Annotated in this window: 18 protein-coding genes; 9 read left to right on the plus strand and 9 right to left on the minus strand. The window is 65.5% G+C overall.

Translation table 11 applies throughout. The features are described from left to right. Positions 1 to 14 precede the first annotated feature (14 nt). Positions 15 to 1238, plus strand: coding sequence for a 2-octaprenyl-6-methoxyphenyl hydroxylase (gene ubiH, locus MO486_RS07870; protein ID WP_242905875.1), 1224 nt, complete (start codon positions 15 to 17; stop codon positions 1236 to 1238). After that, positions 1238 to 2416, plus strand: coding sequence for a UbiH/UbiF family hydroxylase (locus tag MO486_RS07875; protein WP_242905876.1), 1179 nt, complete (start codon positions 1238 to 1240; stop codon positions 2414 to 2416). Before ubiH ends, MO486_RS07875 begins: the two co-directional genes overlap by 1 nt. 87 nt (positions 2417 to 2503) lie before the next feature. Here MO486_RS07875 and MO486_RS07880 read toward each other — a convergent pair whose 3' ends face one another. From MO486_RS07880 to MO486_RS07900, 5 genes are all read right to left on the minus strand, one after another. Beyond that, positions 2504 to 3067, minus strand: coding sequence for a hypothetical protein (locus MO486_RS07880; RefSeq protein WP_242905879.1), 564 nt, complete (start codon positions 3065 to 3067; stop codon positions 2504 to 2506). Positions 3068 to 3226: 159 nt separating this feature from the next. Continuing rightward, a complete protein-coding gene (gene rlmM / locus MO486_RS07885) occupies positions 3227 to 4285 on the minus strand; it encodes a 23S rRNA (cytidine(2498)-2'-O)-methyltransferase RlmM (RefSeq protein WP_242906027.1) in 1059 nt (352 codons plus the stop codon). A gap of 19 nt (positions 4286 to 4304) precedes the next feature. Next, positions 4305 to 4865 carry a nucleoside deaminase gene (locus MO486_RS07890; RefSeq protein ID WP_242905880.1) on the minus strand — a complete coding sequence of 187 codons (561 nt, stop codon included), beginning with the start codon at positions 4863 to 4865 and terminating at the stop codon, positions 4305 to 4307. Beyond that, a complete protein-coding gene (locus MO486_RS16475; RefSeq protein ID WP_345779205.1) occupies positions 4865 to 5182 on the minus strand; it encodes a hypothetical protein in 318 nt (105 codons plus the stop codon). Before MO486_RS16475 ends, MO486_RS07890 begins: the two co-directional genes overlap by 1 nt. A 143-nt stretch (positions 5183 to 5325) precedes the next feature. Further along, positions 5326 to 7047 (minus strand): glutamine--tRNA ligase/YqeY domain fusion protein, encoded by a 1722-nt coding sequence (locus MO486_RS07900; RefSeq protein ID WP_242905883.1) that lies wholly within the window; start codon positions 7045 to 7047, stop codon positions 5326 to 5328. A gap of 150 nt (positions 7048 to 7197) precedes the next feature. Here MO486_RS07900 and MO486_RS07905 point away from each other — a divergent pair, with 150 nt between their 5' ends. Together MO486_RS07905 and MO486_RS07910 are read left to right on the plus strand one after the other, a co-directional pair. After that, positions 7198 to 7464 (plus strand): DUF2007 domain-containing protein, encoded by a 267-nt coding sequence (locus MO486_RS07905; protein ID WP_242905885.1) that lies wholly within the window; start codon positions 7198 to 7200, stop codon positions 7462 to 7464. A gap of 103 nt (positions 7465 to 7567) precedes the next feature. Beyond that, complete coding sequence (locus MO486_RS07910) at positions 7568 to 8242, plus strand: glutathione S-transferase family protein (protein ID WP_242905887.1); 675 nt, start codon at positions 7568 to 7570, stop codon at positions 8240 to 8242. Between the two features lie 36 nt (positions 8243 to 8278). Here the strand turns inward: MO486_RS07910 and MO486_RS07915 are convergent, their stop codons facing one another. After that, complete coding sequence (locus tag MO486_RS07915; RefSeq protein ID WP_242905889.1) at positions 8279 to 9913, minus strand: peptide-N4-asparagine amidase; 1635 nt, start codon at positions 9911 to 9913, stop codon at positions 8279 to 8281. A gap of 106 nt (positions 9914 to 10019) precedes the next feature. On the opposite strand from MO486_RS07915, the gene msrA reads away from it, so the two are divergent. After that, positions 10020 to 10676 (plus strand): peptide-methionine (S)-S-oxide reductase MsrA, encoded by a 657-nt coding sequence (gene msrA / locus MO486_RS07920; protein WP_242905892.1) that lies wholly within the window; start codon positions 10020 to 10022, stop codon positions 10674 to 10676. A gap of 116 nt (positions 10677 to 10792) precedes the next feature. Here the strand turns inward: msrA and katG are convergent, their stop codons facing one another. From katG to MO486_RS07935, 3 genes are all read right to left on the minus strand, one after another. After that, positions 10793 to 12964 carry a catalase/peroxidase HPI gene (katG, locus tag MO486_RS07925; protein ID WP_242906028.1) on the minus strand — a complete coding sequence of 724 codons (2172 nt, stop codon included), beginning with the start codon at positions 12962 to 12964 and terminating at the stop codon, positions 10793 to 10795. Positions 12965 to 13308: 344 nt separating this feature from the next. Next, positions 13309 to 13953 carry a hypothetical protein gene (locus MO486_RS07930; RefSeq protein ID WP_242905895.1) on the minus strand — a complete coding sequence of 215 codons (645 nt, stop codon included), beginning with the start codon at positions 13951 to 13953 and terminating at the stop codon, positions 13309 to 13311. Further along, positions 13950 to 14918, minus strand: a complete 969-nt coding sequence (locus MO486_RS07935) for a LysR substrate-binding domain-containing protein (protein ID WP_242905897.1) — start codon at positions 14916 to 14918, stop codon at positions 13950 to 13952. Before MO486_RS07935 ends, MO486_RS07930 begins: the two co-directional genes overlap by 4 nt. A gap of 150 nt (positions 14919 to 15068) precedes the next feature. Between MO486_RS07935 and MO486_RS07940 the strand changes: the two genes are divergently transcribed. The 4 genes from MO486_RS07940 (at position 15069) to prmC (ending at position 19962) form a co-directional block, all read left to right on the plus strand. Continuing rightward, entirely contained in the window at positions 15069 to 15608 is a 540-nt protein-coding gene (locus MO486_RS07940; protein ID WP_242905899.1) for a peroxiredoxin, read from the plus strand. A gap of 117 nt (positions 15609 to 15725) precedes the next feature. Further along, positions 15726 to 16259, plus strand: a complete 534-nt coding sequence (locus tag MO486_RS07945) for a carboxymuconolactone decarboxylase family protein (protein ID WP_242905902.1) — start codon at positions 15726 to 15728, stop codon at positions 16257 to 16259. 94 nt (positions 16260 to 16353) lie between these two features. Next, complete coding sequence (locus MO486_RS07950; RefSeq protein ID WP_242905904.1) at positions 16354 to 19050, plus strand: M1 family metallopeptidase; 2697 nt, start codon at positions 16354 to 16356, stop codon at positions 19048 to 19050. Between the two features lie 78 nt (positions 19051 to 19128). Continuing rightward, positions 19129 to 19962: a peptide chain release factor N(5)-glutamine methyltransferase gene (gene prmC, locus MO486_RS07955; protein WP_242905907.1), complete on the plus strand. Its 834-nt coding sequence runs from the start codon at positions 19129 to 19131 to the stop codon at positions 19960 to 19962. The last annotated feature ends 31 nt before the right edge of the window (positions 19963 to 19993 follow it).

Raw genomic sequence — 19993 nt, forward strand, 5'->3', positions numbered from 1 at the left:
CGTATCATGGCCGCATGAAGGTCAACCATGACGCTCCCATCCATGATGCGCTCATCGTCGGCGGCGGTCTGGTCGGTGCCAGCCTGGCGATCGCACTGGACCGGCTCGGGCTCGATGTCGGTCTGGTCGAAGCCGCCCCGGCGGGCGCGTTGCCAGCGGTGTTCGACGAACGCAACCTCAGCTTCGCCGAAGCCACGATCAATGCGTTGCGCGCGCTCGGTGTGCTGCAAAAACTGCGCGCGCCAACGGGCGCGATCCGCAGTATCCACGTCACCCGCACGGGGGATTTCGGTCGTGTGCGGCTTGACGCTGCCGATTATGGCCGTGACGCGTTCGGACAAGTCGTGGTGGCACGCGATTTTGGCGAAGCGCTGGAAGCGCGGCTGGCAGAACTGACGCGGCTGACCCGTTATCGCCCGGCGCGCTTCGTCCGCTTGGCGGAAGACGATGCCAATGCTCGTTGTATCCGCATCGCCGATGCCGATGGCGAACGTGTGTTGTCAGCCCGACTGCTGATCGCCGCCGACGGCACACGCAGCGGCTTGCGCGAAGCGCTTGGCATTGTTGCCGATAAACATGATTACGAACAGACATTATTCGTCGCCCGCGTACGCGCCGAACGTGCGCCCGAGGGTATCGCCTTCGAACGCTTCGGCGACGATGGTCCGACTGCGCTGCTGCCGCGTGGCGATCGTCACTACGGCGTGATCCACGGCGTTGCGCGCGCAGAGGCGGAAACCGTCGCCGCACTCGATGAAAATGCATGGCTGGCGCGACTCCAAACCGCGTTCGGTTGGCGCGTTGGCCGTTTCCTCGCGAGCGGCCCGCGCAGCGCGTATCCGGTCACACGCGTGGTCGCGCAACGCACGACCGCTGCCCGCGCGGTGCTGGTCGGCAATGCTGCGCAGACGTTACACCCGATCGGTGCGCAGGGTTTCAACCTCGGTCTACGTGATGCGTTGACGCTGGCCGAGTTGATCGAAGCCGACGGCAGTGATCCCGGTGCAGCGACATTGCTCGATGCCTACAGCCAGCGCCGCCGCGAAGATCGCGAACGCACGCTGGCGTTCTCCGATGGACTGGCGAAACTGACTGCGAATCCCGCACCCCTGCTGCGGCCGCTGCGCAGCCTCGGTCTGCTGGTGCTAGACCGCTTGCCTTCGACACAGGCACTGCTGGTGGGTGGCGCGCTCGGTTATCGCGGCGAAGTGCCGAAACTATGCCGGAGCGACACCTGATGAATCGGCGCAACCGCTTAGATATCGCCGTTGTCGGCGGTGGCGTGGTCGGCAGCGCGTGCGCGTTGGCGCTGGCAAAGCTCGGACTCGATGTGGCGCTGCTCGAATCTCGCGAACCACCGCGCTGGTCGCCCACGCAACGCGACCTGCGCGTGTACGCCTTCGCACCCGACAATGCCGCCTTGCTCGACACGCTCGGCGTGTGGCGTGCGGTGCAGGACGCGCGTCTGCATCCGTACCGGCGCATGCGCGTCTGGGATGCCGGCGGTGGTGGTGAATTGACGTTCGATGCCGACGCCCTAGGTCGGCGCGAACTTGGCTGGATCGTCGAACACGGCCTGCTCGTGGATCGCCTGTGGACGGCGCTCACGGCGACTGGCGTGCGCGTGCAGTGCCCGGCGCGTGTTACCGAACTCGAACAGCATGACGATGGTGCGAAGCTGCGGCTGGAGGATGACAGCACGCTCGATGCGCGCCTGGTCGTCGCCGCCGACGGTGCCGATTCGAGCCTGCGCACGCTGGCCGGCATTGGCATCGATGCCCACGACTACGCGCAGAAGGGCGTCATCGCCTTCATCGCTTCCGAACAGCCGCACGCCGATACCGCTTGGCAACGCTTCCTGCCCGGCGGGCCGCTGGCGCTGCTGCCGTTCGTCGGCGGCGAAAGTTCGATCGTATGGACGCTGCCGAATCCGGAAGCCGAGCGCGTGCTCGCACTCGACGAAGGCACGTTCAATCGCGAACTGACCGCAGCATTCGATGCCCGCTTGGGTGCGTTGCAATTGCGTTCGCCACGCGCGGCATTCCCCTTGCGCCGGCAACTCGCGGACGATTACGTGCGAGGCCGCGTGCTGCTGGTTGGCGACGCCGCGCACGTGGTGCATCCGCTTGCCGGGCAAGGCGTTAACCTGGGCCTGCGCGATGTAGCCGCATTGCGCGACAGCATCCGCGAAGCGCAGGACAGGCACGTCGACTTCACGGCACCACAACGACTGGCGCGTTGGGCACGCACGCGCAAGAGCGAGAACGCAACCGCCGCGCATGCGTTCGGCGCGATCAACCGCGTCTTCAGCGACGACGGCATGGCTGCGACGTTGTTGCGCGGACCGCTGCTCGGATTGGCAGGCCGCATTCCCCCGCTGGCGCACGCGTTCTGGCGTCACGCCGCGGGCATCTAGAAGCTCGGTTCTACGAAACAGAATTCCACTGTTTCCCCACGATGCCCCGCGCCGGGACATCGTGGAGAAGTGCGCCTTCCCGACTCCCTAGTCGAGCCAGCCTTTCAGTTCCTCGCGGGTCAGGCGGCCATTGTTGTTGGCGTCCACGACGTGGAATTCGCGCATCAGGTCGGCATTGCCGCTGGCGCTGACTTCGGCGCGGACGATGTTGCCGTCGCCGTTCGTGTCCATGGCGGCAAAATCGATGTGGTAATTGGATGAGATCGAATTGCCGGGGCTCGACGTCACAGTAACCAGTGCGGTTGCCGGCGACGTGGCTGGAGCGGGCGTCGTTGCCTGCATTGTGCTCGCGGCTTGCTGCGCATCCTGCGCGGCGGCCTGGGCTTCGACCGCAGCCTGCCCGGCTTGTGCCGCCGCGGCTTGCGCGGTGTCTGCAGCCTGCTCGGCGACATCAGCGGACGTCTTGGTCTGGGCGACGCCGCGGCCGCCATCATCGAAGGCCTGGTTGGCGGTCGCAGCGGCTCCCGCTGCAACACCTGCAGCCGCCGCTGCTTCGGAAGCCTTCTGCTGGGCGGTTTGGGCGTCCTGCTCGGCCGATTGCGCCGCACGTTGCGCGTCCTGTTGCTCGGCGGTCTGGGCCAGCGCAGGCATGCATGCCATGGCTAGCAGGGTCAGGGCGATACCATGGAAACTGGTAATGAGAGCACGGGTAATGAGAGCAGTCATGGGATGTCTCTCGGTTGGGGACTGGTCGACCCTAGCCCCGTCCGGATCAACCCGGCGTCAACTCCGGCAACGCCGGCTGAATGGCTACCGCAAGCGCTCTGACGCGGCGAAGACCGTGATTTCCTCGCGGTCGTGATACAGCTGCCGCGCGCGCAGCTGCAGCGGCCGCTGCGCCTCGCGCTGGAACAGGTCGAGGCAGAGGCGGGTTTCGTCCCAGCGCTTCTTCATCGGCAGTTTCAGGTTGAAGATCGCGTATCGGCACCAGCCTTCGCGGAACCATTCGGCCATGCGCGTGGCGACGCGACGCGGTTGTTCGACCATGTCGCAGACCATCCAGTCGAGCGGTTGCGACGGACGCCAATGGAAACCGTCTTCGCGCAGGTGTTCGACCAGTCCGGTGTCCAGCACGTGCGGACGCAATGGGCCGTTGTCGATCGCCTGCACGCGCAGGCCGTGGCGCGCCAGTACCCAGGTCCAGCCACCGGGTGCAGCGCCGAGGTCGGCCGCGCGCATGCCAGGCTGCAGCAGGCGTGCCCGTTCGTCGGCGTCGAGCAGGGTGAATAACGCTTCCTCAAGCTTGAGTGCCGAGCGCGAGGGCGCGTCGGCGTGCAGCTTCAGGCGCGGGATGCCCGATGGCCACGGCGACGCATCGCGCGGATGGCCGCTGGCCAGCAACAGGTGATCGCCGTCGAGCAGGCAGACGTGCAGGTGCGGGAGGCGGTCGTCGTCCTGCGCGGTCAGCAGTTTGACTTTGCGCAAGGCGGGACGCAGTGCGTTGCCGAAGCTGCGGGCAAGCCCGGCGAGAGGCTTGCTGGCATCGGAGTCAGGATGCTCGACGACCAACGCACCGAAGGCGGCATGCTCGAACAAGGCGGCGATGACCGGCGTGATGCGATCCTTCGGATCGATGCCGCGCAGTTCCGCAAGCAGGCGCAGCTTCTGCCGGGCGAAGATCAGATCGCGCAGCGGCAGGGCTTGTGCCAGCGCATGGCCGTGTTCGCCGAGGAACTGGACGTAGCCGCTGAGGCGTTCGGCCTTGGCGTAACCGGGCAATTCGGCCGCCGCGGCGCGCTCGCTCAATTCGGCCGCGAGTTCAGGCTCGAAGCCGGCGCGGCAGTAGCACAGCAGGCCGTTCGACGGCACGCCGTTTGACTGCAGGCCGTCAATAAAACTCTCCGCCTTGTTCGCCGTATGCGCGCAATACGGCGCAGGCGACATCGCGGTGCAGATCGCGGACCACCGCAATGCCGCGACGCTCGAGTTCGCCGATCCAATCGGCCGGTAGCGGGCCTTCGTCGAATTCGGTCAGCGTCATCACGTCCTCGCTGCGCGCGCCGATCAGCAGGCGATCGATGCCTGCCCAGAACGTCGCGCCATAGCATTGGCAGCAGGGCTGCGCCGAGGTCGCCAGCGTGATGGGGCCACCGAGTTCATTGAGCCGCGACTGTTGCGTGCGTTGTTGCGCCAGCATGTAGGCCATGGTTTCGGCGTGCGCGACCGAGCATGACTGCTGAAGAACACGATTGACGCCGATCGCGATCACGCGATCGTCCCCTCCAAACACCGCTGCGCCGAACGGACCGCCGCTGCGGGCGTCGATATTGCGACGCGACAGTTCGATCGCCAGCGCCACTTTGTCTTCATCGCGCGGATAAGTACGTGCGGGATCGATGGCGTCGTGCACCCAGGCCGGCAACGTGAGATGTACTTGGGCGTAGAGCATCAGCGGTCCGTGGGGGGTGGGGGCGGCGGGTCGTCGCTCCAGCCTCCAACGGGCTGCTTCTCGTCGACGCATTGATTGCGCACGCAGCGGCAGGCCGTGATTTCGCTGAAGCCACAGACTGCGGCCATTCCGTTCTTCGCGCACTCCGCCTGCACGCCTTGCGGATCGGTCGGACTGTTCTTGTTGACACAGGCCGGGTAGTAGCCGCAGCAGTTGCCGACGTTCTTGACGGTGCAATCGGCGTCGGCCTTGCAACTGCGATCGAGCGCCACCGGCTTGCTGTCCGGCACCCTTTCGGGCGGCAAGGGATCGCTCATCGGCGGTGGTCGTTTGTGCGGCACGGCCTGTGGGCTGGATGCCGACGCGATGGCAGCCTGGTCCACACTTGGCGTCGGTGCGGCGCACGCAAGCAACAGGATCGACACGATCAGCAGGGCAAACGCGCGCATGGCGGATCTCCTCAGGCTTTCGTGGCCCAGGTGTCGCGCAGGGTCACGCTGCGGTTGAACACCGGGGCATCGACGCGATGGTCGCGGCGGTCGGCGACGAAATAACCGAGTCGTTCGAACTGGAAGCATTGTTCGGGTTGCGCCAAGGCCGCGGCCGGTTCGACATAACCCTGCGCCACGGTGCATGAATTCGGGTTGAGGTGGTCGCGGTAGGTCTTGCCGTCGGCTTCGTCGTCCGGGTCCGGCACGTCGAACAGGCGGTCGTAGAGGCGCACCTCCGCCTTGATCGCGTGCTTCGCACTGACCCAGTGGATCGTGCCCTTGACCTTGCGATCGGCACCGGCCATGCCGGGACGCGATTCCGGATCGAGCGTGCCGCGCAATTCGACGATGTCGCCAGCGGCGTCCTTGATCACCTCATCGCAGCGCACGATGCCTGCGCCGCGCAAACGCACGTCGCCCCCAGACACCAGCCGCTTCCAACCTTTCGGCGGAACTTCGGCGAAGTCCTCGCGCTCGATCCACAGTTCGCGCGAGAACGGGATGTCGCGCGCGCCGAGCGTTTCGTCCTTCGGATGATTGGCGAAGCGCAAGGTTTCCTCGTGTACGTCCGGCAGGTTGGTCAGCACCAGCTTGATCGGATCGAGTACGGCCATCCGTCGCGATGCGTGCGCATCGAGGTCTTCGCGCAGGCAGTTCTCGAGGATGGAAAAATCGGTAAGCGAATTCTGCTTGCTGATGCCGACTCGGTCGGCGAACAGGCGCAGCGACGACGGCGTGTAGCCGCGGCGACGGATGCCCTGCAGGCTCGGCATGCGCGGGTCGTCCCAGCCGTTGACTAGGCCTTCGTTCACCAGCGTCATCAGCTTGCGCTTGCTCATCACCGTGTAGTTGATGTTGAGGCGCGAGAATTCGATCTGGCGTGGCTTGCTCGCTTCGAACGGCATGCCCTTCGCGGTCAGCGACACCAGCAGTTCCGGCGAATGGGCGAGGTCGACCTTGTCGACGCACCAGTCGTACAGCGGGCGGTGGTCCTCGAACTCGAGCGTGCACAGCGAATGGGTAATGCCCTCGGCCGCGTCGCTGAGCGAATGCGCGAAGTCGTACATCGGGTAGATCGGCCAGGCATCGCCGGTGTTCTGGTGCGACACGTGCTTGATCCGGTACAGCGCCGGGTCGCGCAGGTTCATATTGCCGCTGGCCATGTCGATCCTGGCGCGCAGCGTGCGCGCACCATCGGCGAACTCGCCCGCGCGCATGCGCCGGAACAGGTCGAGGTTCTCGTCGACGGATCGATCGCGGTACGGCGAGTTGCGTCCCGGCTCGGTCAGCGAGCCGCGGTATTCGCGCACCTGCTCGGCGGTGAGGTCGCACACGAAGGCGTCGCCCTGGCGGATGAGTTTTTCCGCGGCGAGGTAGAACACCTCGAAATAATCGGAAGCGTGGCGCAGGTCGTGCCATTCGAATCCGAGCCAGTGCACGTCGTCCTGGATCGCGGCGACGTACTCGGGGTCTTCCCTGGCCGGATTGGTGTCGTCGAAGCGCAGGTTGCAGCTGCCGGCGAACTCCTGCGCGATGCCGAAGTCCAGGCAGATCGCCTTGGCGTGGCCGATGTGCAGGTAGCCATTGGGCTCGGGCGGGAAGCGGGTCCTCGGCGCGGCGTGCTTCCCGCTGGCGAGGTCGTCACGGACGATCTGGCGGATGAAGTCGTTCTTCTCGACAGGGGCGGGCACGACAGGAACAGGGGAATCAGGGGCGGACATGCGTCGGGATCGCGTAGGGAAGCTCGCAGTTTAGCGGGTGGGGTGTGGTGCCGCCGCTTTTCTTGCAGGCACGGGCGGAAAGCGGCGTATGCTGGCCATGAGCCCATGCGGAGCGCTGCGATGAAAGTCGTCTACGAAGCCGCTCACCTGATCGATGCCCACCTGGTCCGGCATGCGCTGGAAGCCGCCGGCATCCCGGTGTTCCTGCGGGGCGAGCCACTCGTGGGTGGCATGGGCGAGCTGCCGCTGTTTGGGGTGATTGCGGTCTGCGTCCCCTCGGTCGTGTGGCCCGAGGCGCGCGGCATCGTAGAAGCGCTGCCATTGAACGCGCCGGCTGCTGAAAGCGCCGATCTCGGCCTCGATGATCCGGGCTTGCTGCTGGCCTAGCTCCACCAGCATGAGCGTGGCTTGCGTCCGGCCTGCAAATCAATTCGCTTGTCGGAACCCGTAACGCAGGCGAGCATGCGCTTCCCCCGTCGTGGAGTCGCGCATGCCCCTGCTCGTGATCGGCAACAAGAACTATTCCTCGTGGTCACTGCGGCCGTGGCTGTTGCTGCGCCAGTTCGACATCGCGTTCGAGGAACGCAAGCTCAACCTGGACACGCCCGAATTCTTCGCGGAAATCGGTAAGTGGTCGCCGACCGCCCGCGTGCCCGTGCTGCACGACGACGGTTTACCCGGTGGCAACCTGGTGGTGTGGGACACGCTGGCGATCTGCGAATACATCAACGAGCGCTGGCTCGCCGGCCGCGGCTGGCCCACGGACATGCGTGCCCGCGCGCAGGCGCGCTCAGCTGTCGCCGAGATGCATTCGGGTTTTGGCGCATTGCGCTCGCAACTGCCGATGAACGTGCGTCGCAAGCCGAACGGCTATCGCGGCAACGCCGCGGTGTCGGCCGACGTCGCGCGCATCGAGCAGCTATGGCAGATGCTGCGCGCGAACCATGGCGCCGGTGGCGAGTTCCTGTGCGGCGATTTCGGCATCGTCGATGCGATGTTCGCGCCGGTGGTGATGCGCTTCACCGGTTATGGCGTTGAAGTGGGCGACAACGCGGCGCGTTACATGGAGGCGCTCAATGCCTTGCCGGGAATGCGCGAATGGCGCGCTGCATCCGAGGCAGAGCCCGAGCATCTTGCGCCGACCGACAACATCGGCCGGCAATAAGCCATGCAGTGCCGAGCGGACTCGGCACTGCCATGGTCATTTGTCGCAACCGTCGCGATCTTCGGTGACGAAACCGTTCTCCTGCGCGATCGTGCGGTCGTAACAGCTATTGCCTGCTTTGACCGAGTAGCGCTGCCTTGAGTCCCCGACCGCATTGCGCTTCTCGCGCGGCACGCCGGAGGTGTAGGAAGCGCTGCCTTCGAAGTGGTCGTGGGTTTCGGTAGACGCGATCACGCGCTTGCCGCGGAAACGCTGCAGGTCGGCGTCGTCGTCGACCTTCAGCTCGGTGGTGAGGCGATCGAAGCCATCGACCTTCTCCGTGCGGATCTCGCCATCGACGGCGTAACGCTGGTGGTGCGTGGTCGGGATCGCCGCCTGGTGCGGACCTTTCTCCGTGGTGTTGACGGTGCTGGTCCACTCGATGGTCAGCGCATCGCGCTTTTCGCCATCGTCCCAGCGGTGGGAGTTGTGGTTGGCGACGGCGTATTCGATCGCGGTGTCGATCCGGCCGCGCGACGTGAGCAGTTCGCCGCGTACCTTCAGCCGGTGGCTGCCGCGGGCTTCGACACGGGTGTCGCCGTTGGCATCGGTCGAGGGCAGTTGTGTCCGCACGAGCTCGTCCAGCTGGTATTCCAGCAGCTTGCCGCGCGTCGGCTTGCCGCTCGGGTCGAGCCACAACTGCAGCGACGGCAGCAGCTGCCAGCCCTTGCTGTCGGCACCCACGCCGAGGACGCGTACGCGCAGGTCGTGCGGCTTGCCGTCGTTGAGCGTGCCGATGAACGGGGTCAGGTCGTAATGGATCGGGCGCACGTCGAACGCGCGTGGCGCCGGCAGCACGTACCAGAGGAACGGGTTCGACCAGCCGCCAGTCCAGATGTGCGGGTACGGCATGGCGATGCCGGCGACGCGGCCGTCGAGTAGCACCTGCACTTCGCGGTAGGGGCCGTGCTCGGAGGGGCAGGAATACTTCGACGTCGCTGGCGCGGTGAAGTACCAGAACTCCTCGCAGCCGCCGCCAGAACCGGTGGTGTAGACCTCGGCGACCAGGCGCTGCGCGTTGGCGGGCAGGGTGAACTTGCCGGTGACGTCGGGGCCGTCGCGCTGCACGTCCTGCGGCAGGGTGATGCGGTCGGCGGTGGTCGCGGCGGGATGCTCGGCATCGGCCTGGTAGAAGGTCACCCGCGCCTTGATCTGGAAAATGCCGGTATAGGTCTCGTTGACCACGTTGCCCAGCCACATTGCCACCGGCTGCTTCGAGACGAACACAGGCGCGTAGGCGCTGAGGTCCTTCTCGACATGCCAGGTGATGCCTTCGCGCGAAGGCTCCGGCGTGCTCGTGTAGAGCACCGTGACGCCGCCGACCTCGATCCGCGCGATGCGGTCGTACTGGCGGCCTTTCACGCTACCGTCCATGTCGAGGACGATCTTGTTCCACGGGCCCGGGCAGGCCGCCGGCGGGGCAATCGAACTTTGATAGGCCTCGAAATCCTTGAAGCCGTGATCGACGATGTCGACCGTGCAGCTTTTGACCTTCGGGCGTTCGACCGGCGGCGCGGCGGTGCGTGGATCGTCCCAGTCGGCGCCGAATTCGCTGGCCTTGCCGGCATAGGCTGGAGCCGCGGCGAAGGCGAGCAGCAGCAGCGCGGCGGTCTGGGCAGGGTAGGTAGTCATCGTGGCGCCTGGACTTCGGAAGCGCCGCAGCTTGCAGTGCACCGGCTTGAATCGCAACGACACTTCCCCACGTATCTATAGGTTAGTTCCCCAGTGGAGTCCAACCATGCTCGGTATTGGCAGCTTCAAACAACGCATGCCGCGTCCCGACGACGCGCTGCCCGGCCGCGCGGCCGAGATGCCGTTGTTGCATAACGCCCACCATGTGCTCAAGCGCCCCCTGCGCGATGTATTTGCAGGGTTCGCAAAGGTGCAGTTCGGAATGGGCTGTTTCTGGGGAGCCGAGCGCAAGTTCTGGTCGCTGCCAGGGATCGAAACCACGGCAGTTGGTTACGCCGGCGGTTACACGCCCAACGCCAACTACCACGAGATCTGCAGCGGCCTCACCGGCCACGCCGAGGTGGTGCTGGTGGTGTACGACCCGGACGTGATCGCTTTCGACACCCTGCTGAAAACGTTCTGGGAAAACCACGACCCCACCCAGGGCATGCGCCAGGGCAACGACACCGGCACCCAGTACCGGTCGGCGATCTATTGCGAGACCCAGGCGCAATACGATGCCGCGATCGCCAGCCGCGATGCCTTCCAGAAAGGCCTGCATGATGCCGGTTTCGGCGACATCACCACCGAGATCGTGTACCCGGCGCCGCCGTTCTATTACGCCGAAGACGAGCACCAGCAATACCTGGCGAAGCATCCGGCGGGTTATTGCGGATTGGGCGGCACCGGCGTGGCGTGCCAGGTGGGCCTGACCGCTCCGTAGCCTTCCGCAGGCGATCGCCAGGCAACTAGGCCGCAAAGAAGTTCAGCCTCGACCGACCCGTCGTCCGGTGTCAGGTCGAGGCTGTCGGGTCCCGAACGCAGGCCCGTGCTCTGCGATCACCTCAGGTCGAAGCGGTCCAGGTTCATCACCTTGTTCCAGGCGGCCACGAAGTCGCGCGCGAACTTCTCCTGCGAATCGCTGGCGGCATACACCTCGGCCAGCGCCCGCAGCTGCGAGTTCGAACCGAACACCAGGTCGGCGACCGTCGCCGTCCACTTGAGATCGCCGGTGCTGCGGTCGCGGCCTTCGAATACGTTCGCATCCTTGTCCGAACGCTGCCACGCAGTGCACATGTCGAGCAGGTTGACGAAGAAGTCGTTGCTGAGCGTTCCCGGGCGCTTGGTGAACACGCCATGCGGGGTGTGTCCGGTGTTGGCGTCGAGCGCGCGCATACCGCCCAGCAGCACCGTCATCTCCGGCGCGGTGAGGGTCAGCAGGCTGGCCTTGTCGATCAGTGCCGCCGCGGTGAAGTCCTCGCCGCCCGGCCGCATGTAGTTGCGGAAGGCATCCGCCGCCGGCTCCAGCACTTCGAAGGAGTTCACGTCTGTCTGTTCCAGCGAGGCGTCCATGCGCCCCGCCGAGAACGGCACTGTCACGTTGAAACCGCCCTTCTTCGCTGCGGCTTCGACCGCGGCGCAACCACCCAGCACGATCAGGTCGGCGAGCGAGACCTTCTTGCCGCCCTTCTGCGCTGCATTGAAGTCCTTCTGGATGCCTTCGAGCACGGCCAACGCCTTGGCCAGTTCGGCGGGTTCATTCGCCGGCCAGTGCTTGTGCGGTTCGAGGCGGATGCGCGCGCCGTTCGCGCCGCCGCGCATATCGGTGCCGCGGAACGTCGAGGCCGAAGCCCACGCGGTCTTCACCAGTTGCGGGATGGACAGGCCCGACTCGAGCAGCTTGGCCTTCAGTTCGGCGATATCGTTCGCGTCGACCAGCGGGTGGTCCACGGCGGGAATCGGGTCCTGCCAGATCAGGTTTTCCTTCGGCACGAGCTTGCCGAGGTAGCGCACTTTCGGGCCCATGTCGCGGTGGGTCAGCTTGAACCAGGCGCGGGCGAAGGCGTCGGCGAACTTGTCCGGATGGGCCATGTAATCGCGCGAGATCTTTTCGTACACCGGATCCATGCGCATCGCCATGTCGGCGGTGGTCATCATCGGCTGGTGGGTCTTGCCGGGGACATGCGCGTCGGGCACGTTGTTGCCTGCGTCTCCCTTCGGCTTCCACTGGTTCGCGCCGGCGGGGCTCTTGGTCAGCTCCCACTCGTGGCCGAACAGCGTTTCGAAGTAGCTCATGTCCCACTTCGTCGGCGTGGGTGTCCAAGCGCCTTCGATGCCGCTGGTGATGGTGTGCGCGCCGACGCCGCTGTCGTAGCTGTTGCGCCAGCCGAAGCCGAGTTCCTCGATGTTCGCACCCTCGGGCTCCACGCCGACGTGGCTGGTCGGGCCCGCGCCGTGGGCCTTGCCGAAGGTGTGGCCGCCCGCGGTGAGCGCGACGGTCTCCTCGTCGTTCATCGCCATGCGCGCGAAGGTTTCGCGGACGTCGCGGCCGGACCCGAGTGGGTCGGGATTGCCGTTGGGGCCTTCCGGGTTCACGTAGATCAGGCCCATCTGCACGGCGCCGAACGGATTGGCGAGTTCGCGTTCGCCGCTGTAGCGCTCGTCGCCGAGCCACGTGGACTCGGGGCCCCAGTCGATGGGCTGCGGTTCCCAGACGTCTTCGCGACCGCCGCCGAAGCCGAAGGTCTTGAAACCCATCGACTCGAGCGCGACGTTGCCGGCCAGGATCAACAGGTCGGCCCACGACAACTTGCGTCCGTACTTCTGCTTGATCGGCCAGAGCAGGCGGCGTGCCTTGTCGAGGTTGCCGTTGTCCGGCCAGCTGTTCAGTGGCGCGAAGCGCTGGTCGCCGGAGCGGGCGCCGCCGCGTCCGTCGAAGATGCGGTAGGTGCCCGCGGCATGCCACGCCATGCGGATGAAGAACGGTCCGTAGTGGCCATAGTCCGCAGGCCACCACGCCTGCGAATCCGTCATCAACGCGTGCAGGTCCTTGACGACCGCATCGAGGTCGAGGGTCTTGAATTCCTCGGCATAGTCGAAGCCATCATCCATGGGGTCGGTCGACGACGCGTTCGGCACCAGCATCGAGAGATTGAGCTGCTCGGGCCACCAATCCGCATTGCTCCGTGCGCGGGGACGCTTGCCTGCACCATCAGTGACCGGACACTTCATTTCAGTTGCCATGACCTTCTCCTTTGCTCGTGGAATCCGAGGGACTCATGCAGCTTGGCGCACGTACATCGATAGGTGAAATCGTTTGTACTGATTGCACCTATAGGGGCCGTGTATGGAGGGCGGCCGGTTACGCCGACGGCTAACACGAGGCCGCGATCGCCTGTCGCAATGCCTTTTAGAAGCGACTGCGTGACGTCGGCTTCGGCGACATCACGACCGATCGACTACCGGCTCCGCCGTTCCATTACGTCGATGGCGAGCACCAACAAGACTGACGAAGCACCGTCAGGCTGTTGCGGACCAAGTAGGACTGACGTGAAGCGCGCGATCAGAACCGGCGCTCAATCACTCGTCAACGAACAGACATAGACCACTTCGCAGGCGCCGCTGCCGCTGTCGTCGCGCGACAGCGAACTGCGCCAGCGCCAGCCGTCCGCGGCCACGGCCTCCACCAGCCATCCGTCGATGCGCACGCGTTCGCCTGCGCGCACCCGCGACAACGCGGCTGCCGCTGCGGCGTCGGCCGGGATCATGTGCATGTTGGCGCTGGAACCAACGATCTCTTCGACCGGCAACGGCGATTCGCCCTGCCAGCGGTATTGGTACCAGCGGCCGGATTGGCTGATATCCAGTCGCGACAACACGGCTTCGTCGCGCATCCGCCCCCAACCGAGCGCCAGGTCGGTCGGCGACAGATCGGCTTCGCGTCCGAAGCTGTAGTCCTCGCGCGACAGCACGCGGGCCTCGAGGCTGAAGCCGGCGAGCGGACGCAATTCGGCGGCAGCGAGCCGGAATGCCGGCAGCGTCGCCGGCACATCGCTCTGCAGGGGTGGGTCGCCCGCCAACACGCGTGGCGGCGGTGGGCAGTGCACGGTGGCGCCTGCAACAGCGGCTGGGGGCCCCGGCACGCGCGGCGACTGTGGCGAGAACCACCAGCCCACCAGCGCGATCGCCAAGGCGATCAACACCCAGTTGCGCAGGTTCATCGCGATCGTTGCTCCGAACCCCGTTTACTGGATGGCTTCTTCGCAACAGCCACCAGGTCGGACGTCGGCGTGAACAACTCCGCCGGCAATTCCCGGAACACCTGCGCGAGCTTGAGGAGGAAATCGCTCATCGCCGAGCTCTTGCGCCATACCATCGCGATCTGCCGGCTCGGCCTGGAATCGCGGAAGCCGAGCAGGTGGATGTTCTCCGAGCGCGCCACCGGCGGCTTGATCGCGAGCATCGGCAGCAAGGTCACGCCTACGTTGGCCGCGACCATCTGTCGCAGCGTTTCCAGGCTGGTGGCCTGGAAACCGCTCATCTCGCCAGTGCCGGCCATTTGGCACACATCCAACGCCTGGTCGCGCAGACAGTGGCCATCCTCGAGCAGCAACAGGCGTTGGTTGGCGAGTTCCTTCAATGCCAGCGAATCGCGCTTGGCCAGCGGATGCGTTTCCGGCACGGCCAGAAGGAAGGGTTCCTCGAACAGGAACTCGACGTGCAACTGGTCGTCGTGCAGCGGGAGCGCCAGCAGGCCAGCATCGAGCTTGCCTTCGCGCAACCTCGCCAGCAGCACGTCGCTTTTTTCCTCGACCAGCAGCAGTTCCAGCTTCGGGAAACGTGCTCGGATGCCGGGGACCACATGCGGCAACAGGTACGGCCCGAGCGTCGGGAACATCCCCAGCCGCACCGTGCCCGCTTCCGGATCCTGGCTGCGGCGCGCGACTTCCTTCATCTGCTCGACTTCGCCGATGACGCGCCGCGCGCGCTCGGCGATATCGCGTCCGGCGGGGGTCAGCATCACCTTGCGCGGCGCGCGTTCGAACAGCGGCACGCCGAGCTCTTCTTCGAGTTTCCGGATCTGGGTCGAGAGCGTGGGCTGACTGACGAAGCAGGCCGCGGCGGCGCGCCCGAAATGAGCGTGGTCGGCGAGGGCGACGAGATAGCGGAGGTCGCGCAGGTTCACAATCGATAGCCTACACCTATTGACACGATTTAAACAATCGACTTGATAGATTGATGTTGCGACGCAACAATGTGCCAACACCGCGGCGACGTGCTCTTCCCGTACCGGGCTGCGTCATTATTTCCATCCACCTACCGGAGAAACCGCTCCATGCTGACCGTCGGCGACAAGCTGCCCCAGTTCAAGCTCAAGGCCACCGTCTCGAACGACCTGAACAAGGCCTTCGTGGACATCGACAACGACACGTACAAGGGCAAGTGGCTGGTGCTGTTTTTCTATCCGAAGGATTTCACCTTCGTCTGCCCGACCGAGATCACCGGTTTCGCCGCCAAGAACCAGCAGTTCGTCGACCGCGATGCGCAGCTGCTGACCGGTTCGACCGACAGCGAGTTCGTGCACCACGCCTGGCGCACGCACCACAAGGATCTGAACAGCCTGCCGTTCCCGATGCTGGCCGACATCAAGCGCGAGTTCACCTCGGCGCTGGGCATCCTCGACAAGAACGAAGGCGTGGCGCAGCGCGCGACCTTCATCGTCGACCCGGACGGCATCATCCGCTTCGTGTACGTGACCGACCTGTCGGTTGGCCGCAATCCGGATGAAGTGCTGCGCGTGCTCGATGCGTTGCAGACAGACGAGCTGTGCCCGTGCAACTGGAACAAGGGCGAAGCGGTTCTCAAGGTCGCCTAAAAACTCTCGCTTTGTTCCGCGTCAGGACCGCACCCCCCGGCGGTCCGCTCCCTCCCCTGAGCGCGGAATCCCTGTGGCCGGGATCATCCCGGCCACAGCTTTATCTGGAGACATGTCATGAGTCTGTCCGACCTGCGCAATGCGCTGCCCGACTATGCCAAGGACCTCAAGCTCAACCTCGATTCCGTGCTGAGCGATGCCGGTTCGCCCGGCCTCGATGGCAAGCAGGTCCGCGTCATTGCGGTGGCCTCGGCCATCGCATCGCGCTACACGCCGTTGGTCGCGGCGATTGAAGCCTTCGCGGCCGAGCAGCTGTCGCCGGAAGAAATCGCCGGTGCCAAGGCGGCCGCCGCGATCATGGCGATGAACAACATCTATTACCGAGCTACGCACCTGATCCACAACGACGAGTATGGCCAGCTGCGCGCCGGCCTGCGCATGAACGTCATGGCCAATCCAGGCATCGACAAGATCACCTTCGAACTGGCGTCGCTGGCGGTGTCCGCAATCAACGGCTGCGGCGCGTGCATGGATTCGCACGAACGCACCATCCGCCAGCACGAAGTCAGTGCCCAGGGCGTGCAGAGTGCGCTGAAGATCGGCGCGGTAGTGCACGCCGTGGCGGTGACGCTGGAGCAGTCGGCCGCCTGACTGCGACTCCCGCGCGAGTCACTAGGACTTTTGTCAGGGGCCGGGCAGGGATGCGGCCCCTTAAGCTTCGGCGATCACTCCCGGAGCCTCATCGATGACCCTGCTGCGCCGTAGCCTGCTCGCAACCGCCCTCCTGACCGCTGCCGGCCTTGCGTCCGCGGCTGACGAAGTTCCTACCGGCCGCCTGCCACGCACCGTGGTGCCGTCGCTGGTCCAGCTCGAACTCAAGCTTGATCCCAAGCAGGAACGCTTCAGCGGCGTGACCCGCATCGAGGCGAAGGTTGCCGAGGCCACCGACGTCGTCTGGATGCATGGCCGCGACCTGAAGATCGCCAAGGCCGAAGCCGTGGCCGGCAAGAAGCGCATTGCGCTCACCGCCGAGCAGGTCCATGTCTCCGGCGTGCTCAAACTGACCGCTGCCGAGAAGATTCCCGCCGGCAACGTGGTTTTCGAACTCGCCTACGACGCGCCCTATGGCAAGCTCGATGGTGCCTATCGCGTCAAGCCGGACGGCCGCGATTACGTCGCCACGCAGATGGAAGCGCTGGGTGCGCGCAACACCTTTCCTGGCTTCGACGAACCCAGCTTCAAGCAGCCGTGGGACATCACCCTGATCGTGCCGGAGGCCGATGTCGCGGTCGCCAACACGGCCGAGACCAAGACCGAGAAGCTCGCCGATGGCTGGAAGAAGGTCAGCTTCATGCGTACCGAAGCGCTGCCGAGCTACCTGATCGCGTTCGCGGTCGGTCCCTGGGACCTGCCGCAGGGCCCGGACATCGCACCGCGCGGTAGCCGCACCACGCCGATCAAGCTGCGTGGCGTCGCCGCCAACGGCATGGGCGGCAAGATGAAGTATTCGCTGGATAACACCCCGGCGATCGTGCATGCGCTCGAGGACTACTTCGGCATGCCGTATCCGTTCGATAAGCTCGACAACGTCGCGGTGCCGGACTTCGCCGCTGGCGCGATGGAAAACGCCGGCCTCATCACTTATCGCGACAACCTGATGTTCGCAGACGAGAAATCATCGGTCGGCCAACGCCAGGGTTTCTGGGGCGTCAGTGCGCATGAACTCGCGCACCAGTGGTTCGGCGACCTGGTGACGATGGAATGGTGGGACGACCTCTGGCTCAACGAAGCGTTCGCGACGTGGATGGGCAACAAGATCCACGGCCAGCTCGATCCCGAGGCGCATACCGACCGCGGCATCCTGCAGGGTGCGCTCGGCGCGATGGGCGCCGACAGCCTCGCCAGCGTGCGTCGCATCCACCAGCCGATCAACGACTTCACCGAAATCCAGTCGGCCTTCGACGGCATCACCTACCAGAAGGGCGGCGCGGTGTTGGCGATGTTCGAGAGCTACGTCGGCGAGACCCAGTTCCGCGACGGCGTGCGCAACTACCTGAAGGCGCACGCTCGCGGAAACGCCACCAGCCTCGACCTGATCGAATCGGTCGCCGCGCAAAGCAGCGATGCGGCTGGCGTCAAGGCCGCGTTCGTGAGCTTCATCGACCAGCCGGGCGTGCCGCTGGTGAAGGTCGACATCGATTGCAGCGGTGCCAAGCCGGCGCTGGTGCTGCAGCAGCAGCGCTACCTCCCGCTCGGCTCCAGCGCCAGCGCCGACCAGACCTGGGGCATCCCGTTGCACGTGCGCTATGCCGACGGCGGTACGGTGCGCGAGGAGAAGGGCATCGTGACCGGCGCGCAGTCGCGCTTCGAGTTGAAGCAGGCGCAGGGTTGCCCGGCCTGGGTGATGCCGAACGCGCATGGCATCGGCTACTACCGTTTCGCGCTGGCGCCGAAGCTGCAGCAGTCGCTGGGCAACGCTTTCGCCCAGCTCGACGAGCGCGAACAGCGCGTCTACGCCGATTCGGTCACCGCTGCGTATGGCGCCGGCGAGCTCACGCCGTCGCAGATGCTGGCTGCGCTGCCGCAGTTCGCTTCGGCCAAGGTACGCCAGACCATCACCGCAGGCATGGGCAACATTGAATGGATGAAGACCCATCTGATCAGCGATGAAGGCAAGCGCACCGAGTTCGTCGCCAAGGCCGCTGAAATCTATCGTCCGCGCCTGGACCAGCTCGGCCTGTCGCTGAAGGATGGCGAGAGCGACGACGACCGCCTGCTGCGCAACAGCCTGATCAACTTCTTCGCCTACACGGTGAAGGATCCGGCGGTGCGCGCCGTGTTCGCGAAGCAAGGCCGCACAGTGCTCGGTCTGGATGGTGACGGCAAACTCAACGCCGATGCCGTCGCGCGCGAACAGCGCGGTACCGCGCTAGCCGTCGCGGTGGAGGAGGGCGGCGTCGCCGCCTTCGATGCGGCGGAGAAGCACTTCCGCACTGCACAGGATCCGGTGCTGCGTAGCCAGTTGCTGGCCGCGATCAGTAGCACCACCGACACCAAGCTGGCCGAGCGTGCCCGCGCCTTGGTGCTGGAACCCAACCTGCTGCGCCGCAATGAAATCGGGATCGTGGTCGGGGTTCAGATGGAAGACGAGAAGCTCCGCCCGACGATGCGGGCGTGGGTCGAGTCCAACTTCGACAAGCTCGCCGAGCGCGTCGCCCCGGGTGGCGCTGGGTTCGCCGGGGCTTACTCGGACGGCATGTGCAGCGACGCGGAAGCCGACACGCTCGAAGCCAAGTTCGCCGAGCGCCTGAAGACCATGGAAGGTGGCCCGATGATGCTCAAGCAGGTCCGCGAAGGCATCCACCTGTGCGCCGTGCAGAAGCAGGCGCGCCAGGGCCTGCCGCTGGAGTTCCCCAAGTCCAACCGCGTGACCAAGCAATAATTCGACCGCAATGGTGACTACGACGCCGCCCTTTGTCGGGCGGCGTCGTTGTTTTTGCGTCGTTGCTACGATGTCGCGATGAACACGCACAATCCCGGGCGGATCGATGCATCCCTGCGCAGTGCCGGCGCCCGCGTCGACATCCGCGATGCCGAACTACTGCTCGCGCACGTGCTGGACAAGCCACGCAGCTGGCTGTTCGCGCATGGCGACGACGCGTTGTCGCCCGATGCGGCGGAACGATTCGACGCGCTCATAGCGCGCTGCGCCGCCGGTGAACCTGTCGCTTATCTGATTGGCCGACGCGGATTCTGGAAGTTCGACCTCGCCGTCGATGCCGCTACGCTGATCCCGCGTCCCGAAACCGAATTACTGGTCGAACTCGCGCTCGCGCGCCTGTCGAACGAGGCATCGCTGCGTGTCGCCGACCTCGGGACGGGCAGCGGCGCGATCGCATTGGCGCTCGCGCACGAACGTCCGCGTGCGCAGGTGATCGCGACGGACGCGAGCTCGGGTGCGCTGGCGATTGCACGCGCGAACGCGCAGGCACTCGGGCTCGCGAACATCGAGTTCCGTCACGGCGATTGGTTCATGCCGCTGGCCGGCGAGCGTTTCGATCTGATCGCCAGCAATCCTCCTTACATTGCCGACGACGATCCGCATCTGCAGGAGTTGCGCTTCGAGCCGGGCAGTGCGCTTGCGTCCGGTGCCGATGGCCTCGATGCGATCCGCGTCATCGCGCGCGATGCGCCGGCGCATCTCGTGCCCGGCGGCTGGTTGTTGCTCGAACACGGCTGGGAACAAGGCGCCGCCGCGCGTGCATTGCTGTCTGCTGCGGGATTCATGCAGGTCAGCACCGAACGCGACCTCGAAGACCGCGATCGCGTCACCTTGGGCCGTATGGGCGGATAGCGGCATTAAACTAGTGCGCATCCCCACCGCG

This window comes from Lysobacter sp. CFH 32150, from assembly GCF_022758295.1.
Taxonomy (GTDB): Bacteria; Pseudomonadota; Gammaproteobacteria; order Xanthomonadales; family Xanthomonadaceae; genus CFH-32150.